21 protein-coding genes are annotated in these 16,625 nt (G+C 59.5%); all 21 read right to left on the bottom strand.

Annotated features, from left to right (window positions below; all coding sequences use genetic code 11):
- Nucleotides 1–443: 443 nt before the first annotated feature.
- Nucleotides 444–5,018, bottom strand: a complete 4,575-nt coding sequence (locus Mal15_RS06485) for an outer membrane protein assembly factor BamB family protein (protein WP_147867017.1) — start codon at nt 5,016–5,018, stop codon at nt 444–446.
- 656 nt (nt 5,019–5,674) lie between these two features.
- Nucleotides 5,675–6,259, bottom strand: coding sequence for an adenylate kinase (locus Mal15_RS06480; protein ID WP_147867016.1), 585 nt, complete (start codon nt 6,257–6,259; stop codon nt 5,675–5,677).
- A gap of 4 nt (nt 6,260–6,263) precedes the next feature.
- Nucleotides 6,264–7,661 (bottom strand): preprotein translocase subunit SecY, encoded by a 1,398-nt coding sequence (gene secY / locus Mal15_RS06475; protein ID WP_147867015.1) that lies wholly within the window; start codon nt 7,659–7,661, stop codon nt 6,264–6,266.
- Between the two features lie 285 nt (nt 7,662–7,946).
- On the bottom strand, nt 7,947–8,438 hold the full coding sequence (gene rplO / locus Mal15_RS06470) for a 50S ribosomal protein L15 (protein WP_147867014.1): 492 nt from the start codon (nt 8,436–8,438) through the stop codon (nt 7,947–7,949).
- 81 nt (nt 8,439–8,519) lie between these two features.
- Nucleotides 8,520–8,990, bottom strand: a complete 471-nt coding sequence (gene rpsE, locus Mal15_RS06465; RefSeq protein WP_199773811.1) for a 30S ribosomal protein S5 — start codon at nt 8,988–8,990, stop codon at nt 8,520–8,522.
- Between the two features lie 144 nt (nt 8,991–9,134).
- Nucleotides 9,135–9,503, bottom strand: a complete 369-nt coding sequence (gene rplR, locus Mal15_RS06460; RefSeq protein ID WP_147867012.1) for a 50S ribosomal protein L18 — start codon at nt 9,501–9,503, stop codon at nt 9,135–9,137.
- A 77-nt stretch (nt 9,504–9,580) separates the two neighbouring features.
- Nucleotides 9,581–10,120: a 50S ribosomal protein L6 gene (gene rplF / locus Mal15_RS06455; RefSeq protein WP_147867011.1), complete on the bottom strand. Its 540-nt coding sequence runs from the start codon at nt 10,118–10,120 to the stop codon at nt 9,581–9,583.
- A gap of 37 nt (nt 10,121–10,157) precedes the next feature.
- Entirely contained in the window at nt 10,158–10,553 is a 396-nt protein-coding gene (rpsH, locus tag Mal15_RS06450; RefSeq protein WP_147867010.1) for a 30S ribosomal protein S8, read from the bottom strand.
- 22 nt (nt 10,554–10,575) lie between these two features.
- Complete coding sequence (locus Mal15_RS06445) at nt 10,576–10,761, bottom strand: type Z 30S ribosomal protein S14 (RefSeq protein ID WP_095738320.1); 186 nt, start codon at nt 10,759–10,761, stop codon at nt 10,576–10,578.
- Between the two features lie 63 nt (nt 10,762–10,824).
- On the bottom strand, nt 10,825–11,397 hold the full coding sequence (gene rplE / locus Mal15_RS06440; protein WP_147867009.1) for a 50S ribosomal protein L5: 573 nt from the start codon (nt 11,395–11,397) through the stop codon (nt 10,825–10,827).
- An 8-nt stretch (nt 11,398–11,405) separates the two neighbouring features.
- Nucleotides 11,406–11,753 carry a 50S ribosomal protein L24 gene (rplX, locus tag Mal15_RS06435; protein WP_147867008.1) on the bottom strand — a complete coding sequence of 116 codons (348 nt, stop codon included), beginning with the start codon at nt 11,751–11,753 and terminating at the stop codon, nt 11,406–11,408.
- Between the two features lie 92 nt (nt 11,754–11,845).
- Nucleotides 11,846–12,214, bottom strand: coding sequence for a 50S ribosomal protein L14 (gene rplN, locus Mal15_RS06430; RefSeq protein WP_147867007.1), 369 nt, complete (start codon nt 12,212–12,214; stop codon nt 11,846–11,848).
- 22 nt (nt 12,215–12,236) lie between these two features.
- Entirely contained in the window at nt 12,237–12,563 is a 327-nt protein-coding gene (rpsQ, locus tag Mal15_RS06425; protein WP_147867006.1) for a 30S ribosomal protein S17, read from the bottom strand.
- A 4-nt stretch (nt 12,564–12,567) separates the two neighbouring features.
- Nucleotides 12,568–12,786, bottom strand: a complete 219-nt coding sequence (gene rpmC, locus Mal15_RS06420) for a 50S ribosomal protein L29 (protein WP_095738324.1) — start codon at nt 12,784–12,786, stop codon at nt 12,568–12,570.
- A 107-nt stretch (nt 12,787–12,893) separates the two neighbouring features.
- Nucleotides 12,894–13,301: a 50S ribosomal protein L16 gene (gene rplP / locus Mal15_RS06415; RefSeq protein WP_261344592.1), complete on the bottom strand. Its 408-nt coding sequence runs from the start codon at nt 13,299–13,301 to the stop codon at nt 12,894–12,896.
- Complete coding sequence (rpsC, locus tag Mal15_RS06410; protein WP_147867004.1) at nt 13,249–13,959, bottom strand: 30S ribosomal protein S3; 711 nt, start codon at nt 13,957–13,959, stop codon at nt 13,249–13,251. Before rpsC ends, rplP begins: the two co-directional genes overlap by 53 nt.
- Before the next feature lie 37 nt (nt 13,960–13,996).
- A complete protein-coding gene (rplV, locus tag Mal15_RS06405) occupies nt 13,997–14,356 on the bottom strand; it encodes a 50S ribosomal protein L22 (RefSeq protein ID WP_147867003.1) in 360 nt (119 codons plus the stop codon).
- A gap of 9 nt (nt 14,357–14,365) precedes the next feature.
- Complete coding sequence (gene rpsS, locus Mal15_RS06400; protein WP_147867002.1) at nt 14,366–14,632, bottom strand: 30S ribosomal protein S19; 267 nt, start codon at nt 14,630–14,632, stop codon at nt 14,366–14,368.
- An 18-nt stretch (nt 14,633–14,650) separates the two neighbouring features.
- Nucleotides 14,651–15,511, bottom strand: a complete 861-nt coding sequence (gene rplB, locus Mal15_RS06395; protein WP_147867001.1) for a 50S ribosomal protein L2 — start codon at nt 15,509–15,511, stop codon at nt 14,651–14,653.
- A 100-nt stretch (nt 15,512–15,611) separates the two neighbouring features.
- Nucleotides 15,612–15,935: a 50S ribosomal protein L23 gene (gene rplW, locus Mal15_RS06390; RefSeq protein ID WP_147867000.1), complete on the bottom strand. Its 324-nt coding sequence runs from the start codon at nt 15,933–15,935 to the stop codon at nt 15,612–15,614.
- Nucleotides 15,936–15,979: 44 nt separating this feature from the next.
- Complete coding sequence (gene rplD, locus Mal15_RS06385; RefSeq protein ID WP_147866999.1) at nt 15,980–16,624, bottom strand: 50S ribosomal protein L4; 645 nt, start codon at nt 16,622–16,624, stop codon at nt 15,980–15,982.
- Between the last annotated feature and the right edge of the window lies 1 nt (nt 16,625).

Genomic DNA, 16,625 nt, shown 5'->3' with positions numbered 1-16,625 from the left:
GAGCCTCTGGAGAATCGCGTTCCCAGGCGGAGCCTGGGAACGAGGCTTAGATCACAAACTGAGCCGTAGGCTAGCCTCGGGCCTCAAAAGTCTCGAAGGGCAACCCAAGGCCCGCGGCTAGCGCCGTCGGCTCATAGCGTAGGTGGCATTGGACATTATCCTACGGGCCTCCATCGACGCTGATGCCCGAACGCTTGCGCGAATCGGCTGATGTCACCCGTGTTTCGTCGCTCAAGCGGTGGGTTCGCCGACGACGTTCGCACGGCGGCTGATGACTCTCCGTGACCCTGGCATCACCACCATTGATCGGATCTGATTCGATGGGTTGATCTCGGGTGAGCCGGCAGTGCAAGGCTTCTCCGCTCGGCCAGCGGCCCCCATCATTCTGCCCCGAATCATTCTGCCATCCCGCCGCAATTCCCGGCCGAGCGAACGACTCGGGTTCACTCTGCCGGTTGCCGGATCGGGGCCGACGTTTCCCCGAAGGCATAGACCAGCTGCTCGCCATCGATCGTCGCTTGGACGCGGCTGAGTTCCGGCTGGACGGTCAGGTAAGTGGTCAAACCGGTAGATTGCGGCGACACGACGCGTTCCAGCTGCTCGTGGATGGTTTCGCCGTCGGTCAGTCGGAGCATGGCGACATCCATCTTGGGCGTTGATTTGTTGACTTCGTAAATCGTCTTGGAGCGTGCCAACAACACCACGGGCGATCCGTACGGCTGGTCGACCGTGATCCCCCAGGCGTCGTCCTGGAAATCGCGGTTCCAAATGATTTCGCCGGACCGAGTCGACACGGCGATGATCTGGTGCACGGTGCGGTGGGTTTCACCATGCTGGGTCAGCATGTCACCTTTTTGCCGCACGACGGCGTTGGCGGGCAACACCAGGATTTGGCCGTCCATCCACATGGCGTACATCGATTGCAACTCCGGCATCTCGCCGGTGTCGTGACGACACAACTCGGTCGCCTTGAGAAGGTCCCAGATCACCAGTCGGCCGTTGGTATCGAACAGCACCATGTAGCGGTCCTGCAGGATCCGTCCGCACCCGCGCCCAGCGACTTGGGTCAGCGGTTGTTTGATCATCGCGTCGATTTCCAACACGACCTTCCCGGCGAACGGATCGACCAACCGCACGGTCGCGGCGGAGGACTTTGCGTCGACTTGATAGGCCAACACATGTTTTCCGCTGGTCGCCCAGACCTTCCCGTGTTCCCACTCGGCCGACTCGATCGCTCGTCCGTCGAACAGGTCAAACTGCGACACCGAGGAAACAATTCCTTTCATGTACGACACCACGGCGACGCGGTCCTGATCGACCAGAATATGTCCGAGCGTCGGGGCAGAGGAGTTCCGCCATAAGGTTTCGCTGTTCGTGGTGTCCACGGCCAGCAAGTCGCCCGCCTGCAGCACCAAAACGCGATCGCCGAGCACCGGGCCGACGCGGAACTCGCTGATTTGATTGGCGGCGCCGGCGTTGGTCGGGTAGGAAAAATTGGAATCACCGAAGACGGTGGTTTCGATTTTGCGCTGGGTGTTGCTCGCGCCGTCGGCCCCGAAATCGCGTGCCCACAACGACGCGTCGCTACGGCGGCTGCCCTGCAACGCGAACAGGTCCACGGCGGAAATTCGCCCGGGGCGTTCCAGAATCATCAGCCCGCCGCTGATCTTGGCTTTGCGATCTTGGACTCGCGCGGCACGAAATTCATCCATCGGCAATTGCATCACGTTGCCGTCGGGGTTTTGAAACATCACCGAACCGCCGCGGTTGACGACTTTCCATCCTTGAAAGGATTGTCCGCCATAAAGCGTCGGGTCGACAACGGCTTGCAGAAAAGTCGAACGTCCCGCTCCCGGCAGCGACTGTGATTTCCAGGTCAATGAAACCGGTGAGGCGACATCGATCGACGACTCGGTCGCCGCCAGACTTTCCTCGGCGCGGGTTTGCAGTTCGATTGTCGCGTCTTTGTTTTCCGCCGCCGGATCGGACTTCAACAAAGCCTCGCTGACGGCCGTGGCGTCTTGGTAAAGCGAACCTTCGTTGTACACCTCGGCCAAGGTGATCGCGCGGTCGGCGGTGAAATCCAGTTGTTGCTGGTCCAATAACTGTGACGGCAGGGACGCCCCCAACAGCAAGCGTTCGGCCAACAACAACTCGCCTTCGGCGATCCGCCGTTTGCCCAAGGTGACGACCAGGTCATCGATCCCCAGCGGTCCGAGTTGTCCGGTCATCGCGGAGAGCCGTTTGGTCGATTCCAGGCGTGTCGACTCCAAATAATTCTGCAGCTCTTCCTGAACGACATTCACTTCGTTTGCTTCGGTGGCGATTCGCATCACTTCGGCCGCGCGGGCGCACACCCAACTGTCCAGCGCACAGTCGCGTGCCGGATCGCGGAGAATGGCGTCGTCTTCGTTGCCCACCGGCGAGAGGTCCGCCATCACGCGGGAGAAATCCAACAACCGTTTGGTCGCATCAGCGACCGAACGCTTTCGCAGTGCCGATTCGATCCTCAGGGCCAGGAACTCCAGACGCTGATTCGGCGTGTCGATCAGCGCATCAAGTTCTTCCTCCAGCCCCGGCGGCGGCGTCGGGTTTTCACGCAGTTCCCCCAGCATCGACGAGATCGACAGCATCAGCACATCGTCGCTGTCGGGATCGATCGTGCGGGCTTTCTGCAGCACCTCGAGTGCCTCGCGGCGGTCTCCCCGTTCACTCAACAACAGTGCTTTCTGCACCAAGGCGTCCAAGTTGTCCGGGTCGTCTTGCAAGATGCGTTCGACGCGCGGGCCGAGCGTTTTCTTCCCCAGGGCGACGACCAGTCGCGTGGGGCCTTGCGAAATGATCTCACCGTCGATGGCGATCAAGTTCCCCAAGGGAAACTGGGCGGTCACGCGATCGACCAGGGTGCCGTCGACCAACGAGATCTCGACCAGTTCGTTTCCGCTGGTCGGGACGATGTAGGAATCGTCGCCGAAGACGCCCCTGCCGACGATCTGTTGTCCGGCAGAGACCAGGCGTTGGTCGGTGCGCCAGTTCAACCGACCGCTTTCCAAGTCATGGCTGACGACATCGCGGGCACTGACCATCAAGAATTGATCGTCGCGAACTCCCGCCAGATAAAATGCTGCCTGACGCGATTTGCTGAAACGCTTTTTACCGTCGACCAGTTCAAAGCAATACAGGTTGTCGGTCGCCGGCGGCGTGACCAAGACACTCATGCCGCTGGCCGTCGCCGCGGAGTTGTGCCAACGCTGCAACAATTGATCGGAGGATTGTCCCGAGCGTGAGTTGAACATGATGCTGCCCATCGCCCGCCGCTGGTACGAGTTCGCCCAACGCAGCGTCCGATCGGCCAAATCGACGGCGACCGTTGCACCGGCACCGGTCGGGCAAATCAATACACCTTCGTGATAGCTGGGCGTCGCACCGGAGATCCGCCGGATGGCATCGAATTGAATGCCGGCCCCCTCGATCGCGACGAGCTGTTGTTTCCAAACCAGTTTTCCGGTCGCCGGATCCAGCGACACCAACAGAATATCGCCGGCGATTTCGGCCATCGCATACAGGGCACCATCGACCGCGATCGGAGCTCCCAAGAAGAATGCTTGATTCAACTCGCTTTCGATCGTCGGATTCTGGCCCAGACGCCACAACGTCTTGCCTTCGGTTTCCAATTCCAACGCGACCAAGGTGTTGCGTCCACCGTCGGCCGTGCTGGTGTTGCGCACTCCCATCAGCGGATTGATTTGCAGCATCTGAAACGGCGAAAGGTCATCGAGCAAAAACACCCGTTTCCCATCGCTGGTGATCTGACCGTAGGGCAAGTCGTTCCATACCCGGCGGCTCAGTCGATCCGGTGGCCCCGAAGCCCCGGTCCCCAGCATCGCATCATACTGTTCGGTCTCGGCAGAAACGTCGGTTTGGAACCACGGGTATTGCCAAACGCGTTTCCCGGTGCGGTAGTCCACGCCCCGCAGACGCTCGGTCGTCCGCATCAACAATTGGTTGCCGACGCGAATCGGCGTCCAACTGGGCGGGACCAATCGCCCGCTGGCGGCCAATTCATCGGCCTTCTTTCGCAACCGCTGTTCTTCCAGCGGCGTCGCGGTGGTCTCCAGCATCCAGCGCGGCGTCGAAAGCGGTAGCTGGCCGGCATCGGTCTCGTTTCGCGATGCCGAACCGCCCAGCAACGGGTAGTCCGCCGAACGGCTGATCGAATCCATATCTGGCAATTGGTAATGTTCGTCGATCCAGCCCCGCCAGTCGGTGATCGTTTCGGCATCGGCGGAATCCCCGATCGTGACTTCGACGCGAGTCGACGCCAGTTCGCGAGGCACCGAGCGACCGCCTAGGCGACAGGCAATCGCGTGCATCGCCAGCAGCCCCTGGCCGAGTTGATCGACCGCGTGCCGGCTGGACACAACATCATCGAGCAACAGCGACGACGCCAACGGGTGACCGAGATAAAGCTCACGCTGGGCCAAGATCAGCGACGCTTGATAACCGGCCGCCGTGTGAAAGTACTTGCGGCGGACTTCGCGAAGCCGCTTCCAGTCTCGATCGCGCGTCGCTTGCTCGAGCGACTGTTTGGCCAGTGCGCCATAGCGAAGTTCGTAGGTCGCGAACGCGTCACTGGGAAGCCCGCCGATCAAGTCACGACAGTGACGCAGAAAGCTTTGGTCCAAACGCTGTTGATCACTGTCCTTGATCTCGAGAAAAAAATCTTGACCGGCGATCGATGAATCGTCCGTCGGATCGACGTTGCGCTCCAGCAAGTCGCCCAGGATCACCACCGCATCGCTGTAACGACGGTCATTGATCGCCTCCTGTGCGTCCTTCAATTGCTGATTCAGCATTCGCGGCGGCGGAATGAAGCGCGACATGTTCTGATCGAATCCCACACCGAATCGGCCTTGCTGGGCCGCCGCACGGTCACCAAGGCCGATCACCAACCAAAGTGCCGGCAGGAACACCAGAATCCGGATCGTAGAGAGAAAGCGAAGCGGGGCAGAATTCATATTCGAACGACTTGCGATGCGGACCAAAGAGATGGACGCGGCGAAGGCAGCACGCCGCAGTTCCCATTGTAGCGCCGGAGGGCAAAGAAGGCGCCCGCAGCTGAGGATTTTAGGGAGTGTCGCGGTGAAGGCGCCGTGGGAGGAGCCGGAAAGGACCTCGGGCAACGGGTTTCGCTGCGGGGAACGTCGTTTGTATTACTGAGCGACTTTTTGGTTAGTACCGCTCAGTGGTGGTCATCGATCTTCTCTGTTAGCCCAGAAGGCTGTTTCACTATGCTGCGGAATTCATTCCGCAGCACTTGCCCAAGGGCATACACATCCATCGCCTGGGGTCAGGGAACGAGCGCAGCGGAGTGACCGCAACCCCAGGAAAGAAAGCCCCTCTCCCCCCCTTTCGATCGGCCGGCGGCAAAGCCGTCGGCCGATCGAAAGGGGGCAGGTTTATTGGTGTGCGTGGACCTGGGGTTACGCCCGGATTCGCTGGGGCTCATCCGGACTCACCCCAGGCTAAGTTGTAAATCGCCGTTGGCGAACCGAGCGTAGTGGTCTTTGATGACGCACGGAACAAACGCAACTGAATCCATCAGTAATACACTCCACGTCCCGGGGCAGCGAGCTGTGGCGGCTAAAGCCTGGGCACCAGCGCGCGCTGGTGTTTAGCCTTGAGGCGACTCCCCGTCGCTGCTCCGCAGCGAACCGCAAATACTCCCAAACACCTCATCCGGTGTCCCCGCGGCGTCGACGTCGATCACGATGCCACAATTGCGGTAATACCCCAACACCGGTTCGGTGCGATCGCGAAAGACCTTCAACCGGGCCTGGATCGTTTCCGGGGTATCGTCGGCTCGTCCTTCCACCCCCGCCCGTGCGAGCAGCCGCTGGACCAAGACATCCTCGTGCAGGATCAGGTTGACCACCGAATCGATCCGCTGATCCCGTTCGGACAGATAAGCCGTCAGCATTTCGGCTTGATTGACGGTGCGGGGAAAGCCGTCCAACAGATAGCCGCTGTCGCAATCGGGCTGTCTCAGCCGTTCGATGATGAACTGCATCATCAAATCGTCGGGGGCGAGCTGGCCGCCGTCGATGTAGCTGGCGACCAATTCGCCCAGCGTCGAATCGTCCCGCGTCGCCCGCAGCATTTCACCGGAGGAAATGTGCGGGATTGCCAACTCGCGACTCAGGCGTCGGCATTGAGTGCCTTTGCCGGCACCCGGCGGACCGATGAAGACGATTCGCACGGGGTTACACGACCGGGCTGACGCCACCACCGGCGCCTTCGAGCAAGCCGCGGTAGTTTCGCATGACCAAATGGCTGTCGATCTTTTGGACCAAATCAAAGGCCACGCTGACCGCGATCAACAACCCCGTCCCGCCGTAGAACCCGGCGATCGAGTACGGCACGCCCAGCGAACCATAAACGATGGTCGGCACGATCGCGACGATCGAAAGGAACCCGGCACCGACGTAGGTAATCCGGACCATCACCTTTTCCAGGTAGTCGGTGGTGCGTTTGCCCGGTCGATAACCGGGAATGAACGTGCCGCTGTCACGCAGGTTGTCGGAGATCTCTTTCGGATTGAACGTGATCGCCGTCCAGAAGTAACAGAAGAAAAAGATCAGCGCGACGTACAGCAGGTTGAAGAAGTAAGACGCCTGGTCTTGCATCGTCAAACTGACCAGGTTCAGACCCTTGAAGATCGCACCGCCGGTTTCGAACGCTCCGGCCAACAGTCCGAAGAACACGCCGGGAATCATCAGCAAACTGCTGGCGAAAATGATCGGCATCACGCCGGCTTGGTTGATTCGCAGCGGCAGGTGTTGGCGTGTGCCGCCGTAGACCTTTCGTCCGCGGGTGAACTTGGCCGATTGCGTCGGGATCTTGCGCTGCCCCAGCGTGATGAACACCACGCCGACGACCACGCCGATGAACAGCACAAACAGCAAGATCAACGTCTCGATGCCGACCTGACCGCGGCTCAGACCGGTCAATTGGGTTTCCATGTTACGGATCAATTCGTACAACGCCTTGGGCATCTGAGCCAGGATCCCGGCCATGATCAACAAACTGATCCCGTTGCCGATCCCGTGCTCGTCGATCTGCTCGCCCAGCCACATCAGGAACACACTGCCGCAGGTCATCACCGCGACGGCGACGAATTGCCAGGGCAAATACAGTCCCGTCCCGGCTTCGTTCAAGAAATTGGCGTTGATGTTGCCGCCGCCCGGACCGCTGGCCGACAGCATGACCGAGACGTAGATCCAGCTTTGCACCAGACAGATACCGACGGTCAAATAACGCGTGTATTCGTTGATCTTCTTCTGCCCGGCCTGGCCTTCCTTTTTCAGCTCGGCCAGAGCAGGGACGGTGGTCCCGAGCAGCTGCAGAATGATCGATGCGGAAATGTAGGGCATGATGCCCAGCCCGAAGATCGTCAACTGGCGCAGATCGCTGGCGGCGAACAGGCTGACCTTTTCCAGAAAATCGGCCGCTCCCCCGCCGGCGGAATCCGTCGGGGCGTTGTCCACCATCGGCAGCGGGATGTGGAAACCGATTCGGTAAATGGCCAGCAATCCCAGCGTCAGGAAGATTTTCTTCCGCAACTCGGGGATGGTGAACATGATTCGCAGTTTTTCAAGCATTCGCTCGATCCATCGTTGGTTGATTTCGGTCGCGGCAACCCTGGCACTGGGCCGAAACGCTGCCACCTGCGGAAATTTAGTGTTTTTGGCGATCCAAGGCGAGGGCAACGGTTGGGCAAATCAAACCGGCTGCCGAAATCGAATCGCGTTTGGAATTGGCTCGCCCCGGAACAACAAAACGCCAGTCCGCGGGGGCGACTGACGTTCTGGTTGGTTCATTCAAATTTGGCTCGCTTGTCTCAAACGAGTGCCTGCCGGCGTGTCGGCCGGAGGGGAAGGCATCGATCAGGCTTGTTTCAGCGCGGCGACGCGTTCTTCCGGGGTCCGCTTGGCGACCAATTTGTTGACCGTTCCGCCGGCGGCGGTGATCTTTTCTTCGGCCGACTTGCTGAACCGGTGGGCCGAGACGGTCAGTTTCTTCGTCAGCTCGCCATCGCCCAGGATTTTGACCTCGTCGAAGCTGCCCTTGGCGACATCTTTGGCGGCCATCGCTTCCAGCGTGACTTCGGCACCGTCTTCGAACACGTCATTGAGCTTGCCGACGTTGACGGCGAAGACGTTGACGGCAAAGCGGTTGTTGAAACCACGCTTGGGGACGCGGCGGAACATCGGCATCGCCCCGCCTTGGAAGCTGGGTTTGCGGCTGTATCCGCTGCGGCTCTTGTGACCTTTGTGGCCGCGGGCCGACGTTTTACCGGTGCCGCTGCCGGGGCCACGCCCGATACGTTTACGTTTGCGGTTCTTTTGAATTCCGCGATGGACATCATTCAGGTTCATAACGAAACCCAGGTAAGCAATGTTGCACGTTGCGTCGCGGCTTGATTCGCTCGGGACGCGTCAATCTTGTTTCAAAAATTTTTAGGCGGACAATTCTTCAACGGACAACCCACGCAGGGCAGCGGTCTCTTCGCGAGTCCGCAGTTGCTTGAGGGCTTCCACGGTCGCTTTGACCAGCGTGACCGGGTTATTGGTGCCGTAGGATTTGGTCAGAATGTCGTGGATGCCACAGGCTTCACAGACCGCCCGAACGGCTTGTCCGGCGATGATCCCGGTACCGGCACCGGCCGGAATCAGGGTGACTTTGGCGGCTCCGAAGCTGCCCCAGACCTGGTGCGGAATGCTGCCTTCGACCAGTGGGACATTGACCATGTCACGGGTCGCTTGCTTGGTCGCCTTTTGGACGCTCGGCGGCACTTCGTTGGCCTTGCCGTACCCCCAGCCGACCTTGCCTTGGCCGTCGCCGACGACGACCATTGCGGCAAAGCTGAAACGACGACCGCCTTTCACGACTGCCGCACAGCGTTTGATCTTCACCACGCGGTCGAGCAAGCCGTCATCTTTTGACTCTTCCGCTTGCTTTCCGCCACGACGACGATTTTGGTTGCTTCCGCTACTAATTGTTCCGACCCTCGGTTAGCCGCCCGGCGAGCGGGTGGCAAGTTGAATTGGTGTTCGTAATCTCTGCTTCTGATTCTAAAGCACGAGCCCGCTTTCACGGGCGGCGTCTGCGAACGCTTTGACGCGTCCGTGATACTTGTTGTGTCCGCGATCGAGTTTCACTTCTTTGATCCCCGCGGCTTCGGCCTTTTCGGCGATCGCCTTCCCGACTTCCGCGGCACCGTCGCAGTTGCCGCCGACCTTGACGCTGTCACGCAGGGCCTTGTCCCGCGTGCTGGCGCTGGCCAACGTGCGTCCGGTGTTGTCGTCGACCAACTGCACCGAGAAGTGTTTCAGCGAGCGCTGAACGCACAGACGCGGCCGTTCGGCGGACCCACGAAGGACGTTGCGGACGTGGTTGCGTCGACGAAGTCGTTGCTTTCCGAGTTTCTTGTTTTTGTCCATTGAAGTGCCGTCCTGATAATCGCGGCCGATTCTTGTCGATGCTTGTCTGGTCGAAGCTTGGAGCGGGTTTGCCGGGACTACTTGGTCGCCGACTTACCGGGTTTGATCTTAACTTGTTCGCCCTGGTAGCGGATCCCCTTGCCCTTGTAGGGTTCGGGTTTCCGCAGCGAGCGGATTTCGGCGGCGAACTGGGTGACTTTCTGCTTGTCGCAGCCCTGGACGACGACGTGCGTCTGGTCGGGGCAGGTGACGGTCAGATCGCTGGGGATCTTGCGATGAAGTTCGTTGGCATAACCGACACGCAGCTGCAGCGTATCGCCGGAGATGCTGGCCAGGTAACCGACGCCGACGATCTCGAGCTTCTTCTCATAGCCGTTGGTGACGCCTTCGACCATGTTGCCGATGATCGCACGGGTCAGCCCGTGCAGTTCACGGCTGGTTCGATCTTCGCCGCTGCGTGAGCAGGTGACGGTGTCCCCTTCGACGTCGACCGAGATCTCGGGACGGTGGGTGAACGTCAGTTTGCCCTTGGCCCCCTCGACGGTGATGACACGATCGGCGACGCCGACGGTCACACCGCTGGGGATCTGGACTGGTTTCTTTCCGATACGACTCATTTCAGATCACTTGCTGAAAACGTTGTTTGTACGGGTGTTAGGCGACTTCGCAAAGGATTTCGCCGCCGATCTTTTCGCGTCGTGCTTCACGATCACTGATCACACCTTTGCTGGTGCTGATGATCGTGATGCCCATCCCGCCCAAGACCGGTTTCAGGTCTTTGCAGTGGGCGTACAAGCGGCGTCCGGGTTTGCTCATGCGGCGAATGGATTGGATCACTCGCTCGCCGTTGGAACCGTATTTCAGTTCCAGGCGGAGCAGGTTGACGGGGCTTTCTTCGACCTCCGCCCAATCCCAGATAAAACCTTCGCGCTTCAGCACGTCGGCAATACCACGCTTGACGCGGCTGGCAGGGATGTCCACAAACGCACGTTCCACGCGAACGGCATTGCGGATTCGGGTCAACATATCGGCAATCGGGTCTGTCATCATGGCTTTTCGTCGCTCCGTTGTCTTACCAACTGGCCTTACGAACACCGGGGATCAAACCCAAGTTCGCATTTTCGCGGAAACAGATTCGGCACAAACCGAACTTGCGGTAGACCGAACGAGGTCGACCACAAAACTTGCATCGGTTCTCGCGCCGGGTACTGAACTTCGGCTTCCGATTTGCCTTGGCGATTTTTGATTTACTTGCCACGGGCTGTCTTGGGGTTGCAGCTGTGAAACGGTTCGCAAAATAAAGTGACTGTTAAAGCGTCGCTCACGCGGCGTCGCTCTTACCCGGTGCCGCTTTGAACGGCATGCCGAACAATTCCAACAACGTGCGTGCTTCGTCATCGGTCTTGGCCGACGTGACGTACGTGATGTTCATGCCCTGCGGGCGGGTGAATTTGTCAGGGTTCAGTTCGGGGAAGACCAATTGCTCGGTCAAACCCATCGTGTAGTTCCCGCGGCGGTCGAACGCTTTGCGGCTGATCCCGCGAAAGTCGCGAACTCGGGGCAGAACGATCGAGACCATCCGGTCCAGGAATTCGTACATGTGTTGTCGACGCAGGGTCACCATGCATCCGATCGGCATGCCTTCACGCAAGCGGAAGTTCGCGATCGATTTGCGGGCGACCGTCATCACCGGTTTTTGACCGGCGATCTGGGTCATCGCATCGTAGGCCAGGTCGAGGATCTTTTTGTCCCCGATCGCTTGGCCGACGCCCATGTTCAGCGTGATCTTTTCCAGCCGCGGAACCTGGTGCGGGTTCTTGTATCCGTAGCGTTCGACGAGCGCCTGGCGGATGGAATCTTCGTAGGTGGATTGCAGTCGTGGTTTGGTTGCCATGGTTCGCTTCACGCCTTCTTGTACTTGTCACGGGGCGGGGAGATTTTTCCCAGGCTTGCACCGCTCTTCTTTGCAAATCGTTCCTTGGTACCGTCGTCCAGGTATCGGACTCCGATCCGCGTCGGCTTGTCGGTCGTCGGGTCGATGACCATCACGTTACTGGCGTGAATCGGCATCTCCTTGCTCAGACGCCCGCCTTGCGGGTTCTTCTGGCTCTTGCGGACATGCTTCCGCACCAAGCCGGCGCCTTCGACGACAACTTTGTTCTGTTTGCGATCGACGACCAGGACCTTGCCGCGATGACCCTTGTCACCTCCGGCGATCACTAGCACTTCGTCTTCAACTTTGAGCAACATGACTGGAATACTCTGCTTGGACTGGGCGAGCGGGCCGCCCAATGTGTTTGTTCTCAGACTCGGAGCCGCTTCGGCTCCGGCCACTTGGATTCTTAGACCACTTCGTTGGCCAGGCTGACGATCTTCATGAAGCTCTGCTCACGCAATTCCCGAGCGACCGCACCGAAAATCCGCGTACCGCGGGGCGCCTTGTCTTTGTCGATCAGGACCACGGCGTTGCTGTCGAACTTGATGTAACTGCCGTCACCCCGACGCGTCGGGGTCTTGGTCCGCACGATCACCGCACGGACGATCGCCTTCTTCTTGATCTCGCTGCCCGGGATCACGCTCTTGACGCTGCAGATGATGACGTCACCGACGCGGGCGAACCGGCGCCGGCTGCCGCCGAGGACCTTGATGCACATCACCTGACGGGCACCGGTGTTGTCGGCAACGTCGAGACGGGTTTCTTGTTGGATCATGGCTGGTTATTGACCTGGAAAATTACTCGCTTTCGGATCCGGCCGACGCAGCCTCTGCTTGCTCGGCTTCCTTGCGTGCGGCACGCAAGGCGACCAAATCGACTTCGGTGCTCTTCTCGATCACCCGCACCAAACGCCACCGCTTCAACTTGCTCAGCGGTTCGGATTCGATGATCTCGACGCGATCGCCGACGCCGGACTCGTTGGCCTCGTCGTGGACGTGGCACACCGATCGGCGGCTGATATATTTCTTGTACTTGGGGTGCTTCACCAAACGATTGATTTCGACGCGGCGCGTCTTGTCCATCTTGTCGCTGGTGACGATGCCCGAAACTACGCGTTTTGGCATGATGCTACGCTTCGGCTGGGGTGTTGTTGGCTGCTTTGCTTCGCTCGGTCTGAATCGTCTTGACTCGAGCAATCAAACGTCGGTTTTTGCGGATGTCGCTGGGCGTGTTCAAACGCTCCGACTGAGACTGGAAACGCAGTCGAAACAAATCGGCAGCCGCTTCGGCCGCGGTTGCTTCGAGCTGTTCGTCGCTCATCTCTCTCAGTTCGCTGTTGCTGGTCATGACCAGGCCTTCGAAAAACAAAAGTGATAGGTCGGGTCCGTGGGCTCGAATCGCCCGACGGCTCGATCGTTGTCATTGTCGGATCAGAGCCGTTCTCTGATTCCTGTTTAGAACGTCCGCCGTTCGACGAAGCGTACTTTCACCGGCAGCTTGCTCGCCAATCGGGCGAAACAAACCTTGGCTTGCTGTTCGGTCACACCGCCGAGTTCGTAGAGCACGGTCCCCGGCTTGACGACTGCGGCCCAGAAATCCGGCTCACCCTTACCTTTCCCCATCCGTGTTTCCAGCGGGGTGCTGGTGACGGACTTGTCGGGAAACACCCGGATGTACAGTTTTCCTTCGCCACGGACGTATTGCTGAGCCGCAATCCGTCCCGCTTCAATCGTCGTCGCTTTGATCCAACCGGGTTCCAATGACTGGATCCCGTAGTCACCAAAGACGACCGTGTTGCCACGAGTCGCACTACCTTTTATGCGCCCTCTTTGGCTTTTTCGATGCTTGACCCGTTTGGGCATCAGCGCCATCGTTGTCGTCTCCGTAAATACCTTGGTTAATCCAGACCTGAACTCCGATGTGCCCCTGTGGCGTCATCGCTTCGGTCGTTCCGTAATCGATCTTCGCTTGCAATGTGCTCAACGGAATCGAGCCCATGCTTTGTTTTTCTCGGCGAGCCATTTCCGCTCCGCCCAATCGCCCGGCCAGCTGGATCTTGATGCCCTTGGCACCGGCGTCCATCGTCTGTTCCAGCGATCGCTTCATCGTCCGCCGGAAACTGGACCGCTTCTGCAACTGCTGTGCGATGTCCTCGGCGACCAATTGAGCCTGCAGCTCGGGTCGGCCGACTTCTTCGACCTTCAAGTTGATCCGGCGGCCGATCAAGTTCTGCAGTTCTGCCTGCAGGATCTCGATCTCCTGGCCTTTCTTGCCGATGATCAATCCCGGCCGAGCGACGTACATCATCACTCGCACTTCGTCACGCGTCCGTTCGATCTCGATGCGATCGATCCCGGCGTTCTTGTATTGGTTCTTCTTGGGGTGGTTGGTGATGAAGTTCCGCAGTTTGCGGTCTTCGACCAACAGGTCCGCAAAATCTTGTTTCGACGCGTACCATCGACTGCACCAGCCGCGGGTGACACCGGTTCGAAACGCGATTGGATTGACTTTCTGTCCCATCGTTTACGACTCTTTGATTGTGTTGTTTCCGAGGGGCCTAAATTTCGTCGATCGGCGTCACTTTGACGCTGATGTGGCTGCTGCGTTTTTTGATGATGTGTGCACTGCCGCGTGCCTTGGGACGCATCCGCCGGAACATCGATCCGCCGTCGACTCGCACATCGGTCAAAACCAAGTCGTCGATCCGATGCGGGTTTCCGCCGGTCTGGTCGGGGTCCATCGCGTTTGCAACCGCACTGCGAATCACCTTTTCCAGCATCCGGGCACCGCGTTGCGGCTGATACTTCAACGTATCGAGCGCTTCGTCGGCGTACTGGCCACGCACCAGGTCGGCGACCAGCCGCACCTTTTGGGCGCTGATCCGAGCGTTGCGATGGCTTGCTACAAATGTTGACATCGTATCGACCTATTTCTTTTTGCCGCCGTGACCCTTGAACGTCCGAGTCGGAGCGAATTCGCCCAACTTGTGACCCACCATATCTTCGGTCACTTGGACAGGGACATGTGCCCGCCCGTTATGGACCATGAACGTCAGATTGATGAACTCGGGAACGATCGTGCACGCACGTGCCCAAGTCTTAATCGGCGTCTTCTTGCCTTCCTCGGCCTGCTTCTGCACCTTGAAGTACAGCTTCGGGTCGACGTAGGGACCTTTTTTGCTACTGCGGCTCATCGTTCTTCAGCTACCTGATTACTTGTGCAGTTTCAACTGACCGTATCGCTTGCTCTTGCGGCGACGAACGATCGAGCTGTTACTCGGTTTACGTTTCTGGCGGGTCGCTCCACCCTTGGCACTCTTGCCCTGGGGGCTGACCGGGTGACGACCGCCCTTAGTGCGACCTTCACCACCACCGTGCGGGTGATCGATCGGGTTCATCGCGGTTCCACGCACGTGGGGGCGACGTCCCAGCCATCGGGCTCGGCCGGCCTTGCCCAACACCACGTTCATGTGTTCGCTGTTGCCGACCTGGCCGACCGTCGCTCGGCAGCGACTGGGCACACGCCGGACCTCGCCGCTGGGCAGTTGCAACTGGGCCCAATCGGCTTCGCGGGCCATCAACGTCGCCCCCGTCCCGGCCGACCGGCACAGGACGGCACCGCCGCCGATTCGCATCTCGATGCAGCACACGGTGGTTCCCAGCGGAATATTCTTCAGCGGCAGGCAGTTACCCAGCGTCGGCGGGGCTTCGGGGCCGTTTTGGACCTTGTCGCCCGCTTTCAATCCCGAAGGAGAGATGACGTAGGTTTTTTGCCCGTCGGCGTACTTCAGCAGCGCGATCCGGGCGGAGCGATTGGGATCGTACTGAACCGAATCGACCGTCGCGGGCACACCGTCTTTGACGCGACGAAAGTCGACCACACGATACATCTGCTTGTGGCCGCCGCCACGATGCCGCGCGGTGATTTTGCCCTGGTTATTGCGACCACCGGTCTTTCGTTTCGGCTTCAGCAGCCCCTTCTCCACCTTGTAGCCGGGCGTCAGTTCAGCGAAGTCGCTGACCGATGCATTTCGGCGACCGGGGCTGGTCGGCTTGTAGATGCGAATTCCCATCGCTGAGTTCTGTCTGGCTGGGAGGAAGTGATCGGGTTCGTTGCTGCTCGCCAACTACGGGGCGAGCGGCCTGGTAAATCTAAGACGACGCGTCGCCGGCCTAGAAGAAGTCGATTTTATGGTCTTCGTGCAAGTGAACGATGGCTCGCCGCCAGTCGGACGTCCGCCCGAGCCCGTTACGGGTCCGGCGAAACTTGCCTTTGCGGTTTTGCGTGCACACCTTGTCGACCTTGACATCGAACAGCTTTTCGACAGCTGCCTTGATCTCCGGCTTGGTCGCCATGCGATGCACTTCAAACGCGTATTCGTTATGCCGCGTCGCACGGTGGACGCCTTTTTCAGTCACGAGCGGACGCAACAGGATCTGATGCGGCTCGAGCTTGATCTTCGTTTCCGCCGGGGCGGGTGGTTGAATTCTTGCCATCGCTCAAATTCTTCTTGTGCTTGGTGTGGAGGTGCGGGCGGGGACTAAACGGCCTGCCCATCGGCAAACGAGCCATCTTTGATCTTGTCCAACGCCGCCTTGGTGACCAGCATTCGCTGCGGCTTGAGCACCGACAGGGCATTCAACTGGCGCACCGGCTGGACATCGACCCCGGGAATGTTCCGACCGCTCTTGTAGACCGCGGCGTCCGCTTCAGCCGTAGCCACAAGCGTGGTGGTCGAACCGAGCCCCAGCTTCTTCAGCGTCAGGGCAAGCTTTGACGTCTTGGGTGCGTCATAACTGAGCTGGTCAATGACCAGCATTTCGCCGTCATCGATCTTACTGCGGATCGCCATCCGGGTCGCACGCTGAAGTGCCTTCCGGGGCAACCGGTAGCTGTAGTCACGGGGCTTGACCGTCCGCGCCACGCCGCCGCCGCGACGGACGTTCGTCCGCTTCGACCCAGCCCGGGCGTGGCCGGTGCCCTTCTGCCGATACATCTTCTTGTTCGTGCCGCTGACTTCACCGCGGGTCCGTGTATTATGCGACCCCTGGCGATTATTCGCCTGGTACATCACCACGGCGTCGTGCAGCAACTGCTTACTGACCCGATCCGCAATTTGAGCGGAGTCAATTTCGTAGGTCCCGACTTCTTCGCCGGACTCGTTGACGATTGAGAGTGTTGCCATC

Source organism: Stieleria maiorica, assembly GCF_008035925.1.
GTDB lineage: Bacteria > Planctomycetota > Planctomycetia > Pirellulales > Pirellulaceae > Stieleria > Stieleria maiorica.
The sequence above is the reverse complement of the archived record's forward strand: the minus strand, read 5'-3'. Positions and strand labels throughout refer to the sequence as shown.

Coding starts and splice junctions, on each gene's coding strand:
- secY (WP_147867015.1), bottom strand. CDS start 7,661: ATGCTTGAAAAACTGCGAATCATGTTCACCATCCCCGAGTTGCGGAAG.
- rplF (WP_147867011.1), bottom strand. CDS start 10,120: ATGAGTCGTATCGGAAAGAAACCAGTCCAGATCCCCAGCGGTGTGACC.
- rpsS (WP_147867002.1), bottom strand. CDS start 14,632: ATGAGCCGCAGTAGCAAAAAAGGTCCCTACGTCGACCCGAAGCTGTAC.
- rplV (WP_147867003.1), bottom strand. CDS start 14,356: ATGTCAACATTTGTAGCAAGCCATCGCAACGCTCGGATCAGCGCCCAA.
- rplW (WP_147867000.1), bottom strand. CDS start 15,935: ATGGCAAGAATTCAACCACCCGCCCCGGCGGAAACGAAGATCAAGCTC.
- rplD (WP_147866999.1), bottom strand. CDS start 16,624: ATGGCAACACTCTCAATCGTCAACGAGTCCGGCGAAGAAGTCGGGACC.
- rplN (WP_147867007.1), bottom strand. CDS start 12,214: ATGATCCAACAAGAAACCCGTCTCGACGTTGCCGACAACACCGGTGCC.
- rplB (WP_147867001.1), bottom strand. CDS start 15,511: ATGGGAATTCGCATCTACAAGCCGACCAGCCCCGGTCGCCGAAATGCA.
- rplO (WP_147867014.1), bottom strand. CDS start 8,438: ATGAACCTGAATGATGTCCATCGCGGAATTCAAAAGAACCGCAAACGT.
- rplP (WP_261344592.1), bottom strand. CDS start 13,301: ATGCCCAAACGGGTCAAGCATCGAAAAAGCCAAAGAGGGCGCATAAAA.
- rpsQ (WP_147867006.1), bottom strand. CDS start 12,563: ATGCCAAAACGCGTAGTTTCGGGCATCGTCACCAGCGACAAGATGGAC.
- rpmC (WP_095738324.1), bottom strand. CDS start 12,786: ATGACCAGCAACAGCGAACTGAGAGAGATGAGCGACGAACAGCTCGAA.
- Mal15_RS06485 (WP_147867017.1), bottom strand. CDS start 5,018: ATGAATTCTGCCCCGCTTCGCTTTCTCTCTACGATCCGGATTCTGGTG.
- rpsH (WP_147867010.1), bottom strand. CDS start 10,553: ATGATGACAGACCCGATTGCCGATATGTTGACCCGAATCCGCAATGCC.
- rplR (WP_147867012.1), bottom strand. CDS start 9,503: ATGGACAAAAACAAGAAACTCGGAAAGCAACGACTTCGTCGACGCAAC.
- rplX (WP_147867008.1), bottom strand. CDS start 11,753: ATGTTGCTCAAAGTTGAAGACGAAGTGCTAGTGATCGCCGGAGGTGAC.
- rplE (WP_147867009.1), bottom strand. CDS start 11,397: ATGGCAACCAAACCACGACTGCAATCCACCTACGAAGATTCCATCCGC.
- rpsC (WP_147867004.1), bottom strand. CDS start 13,959: ATGGGACAGAAAGTCAATCCAATCGCGTTTCGAACCGGTGTCACCCGC.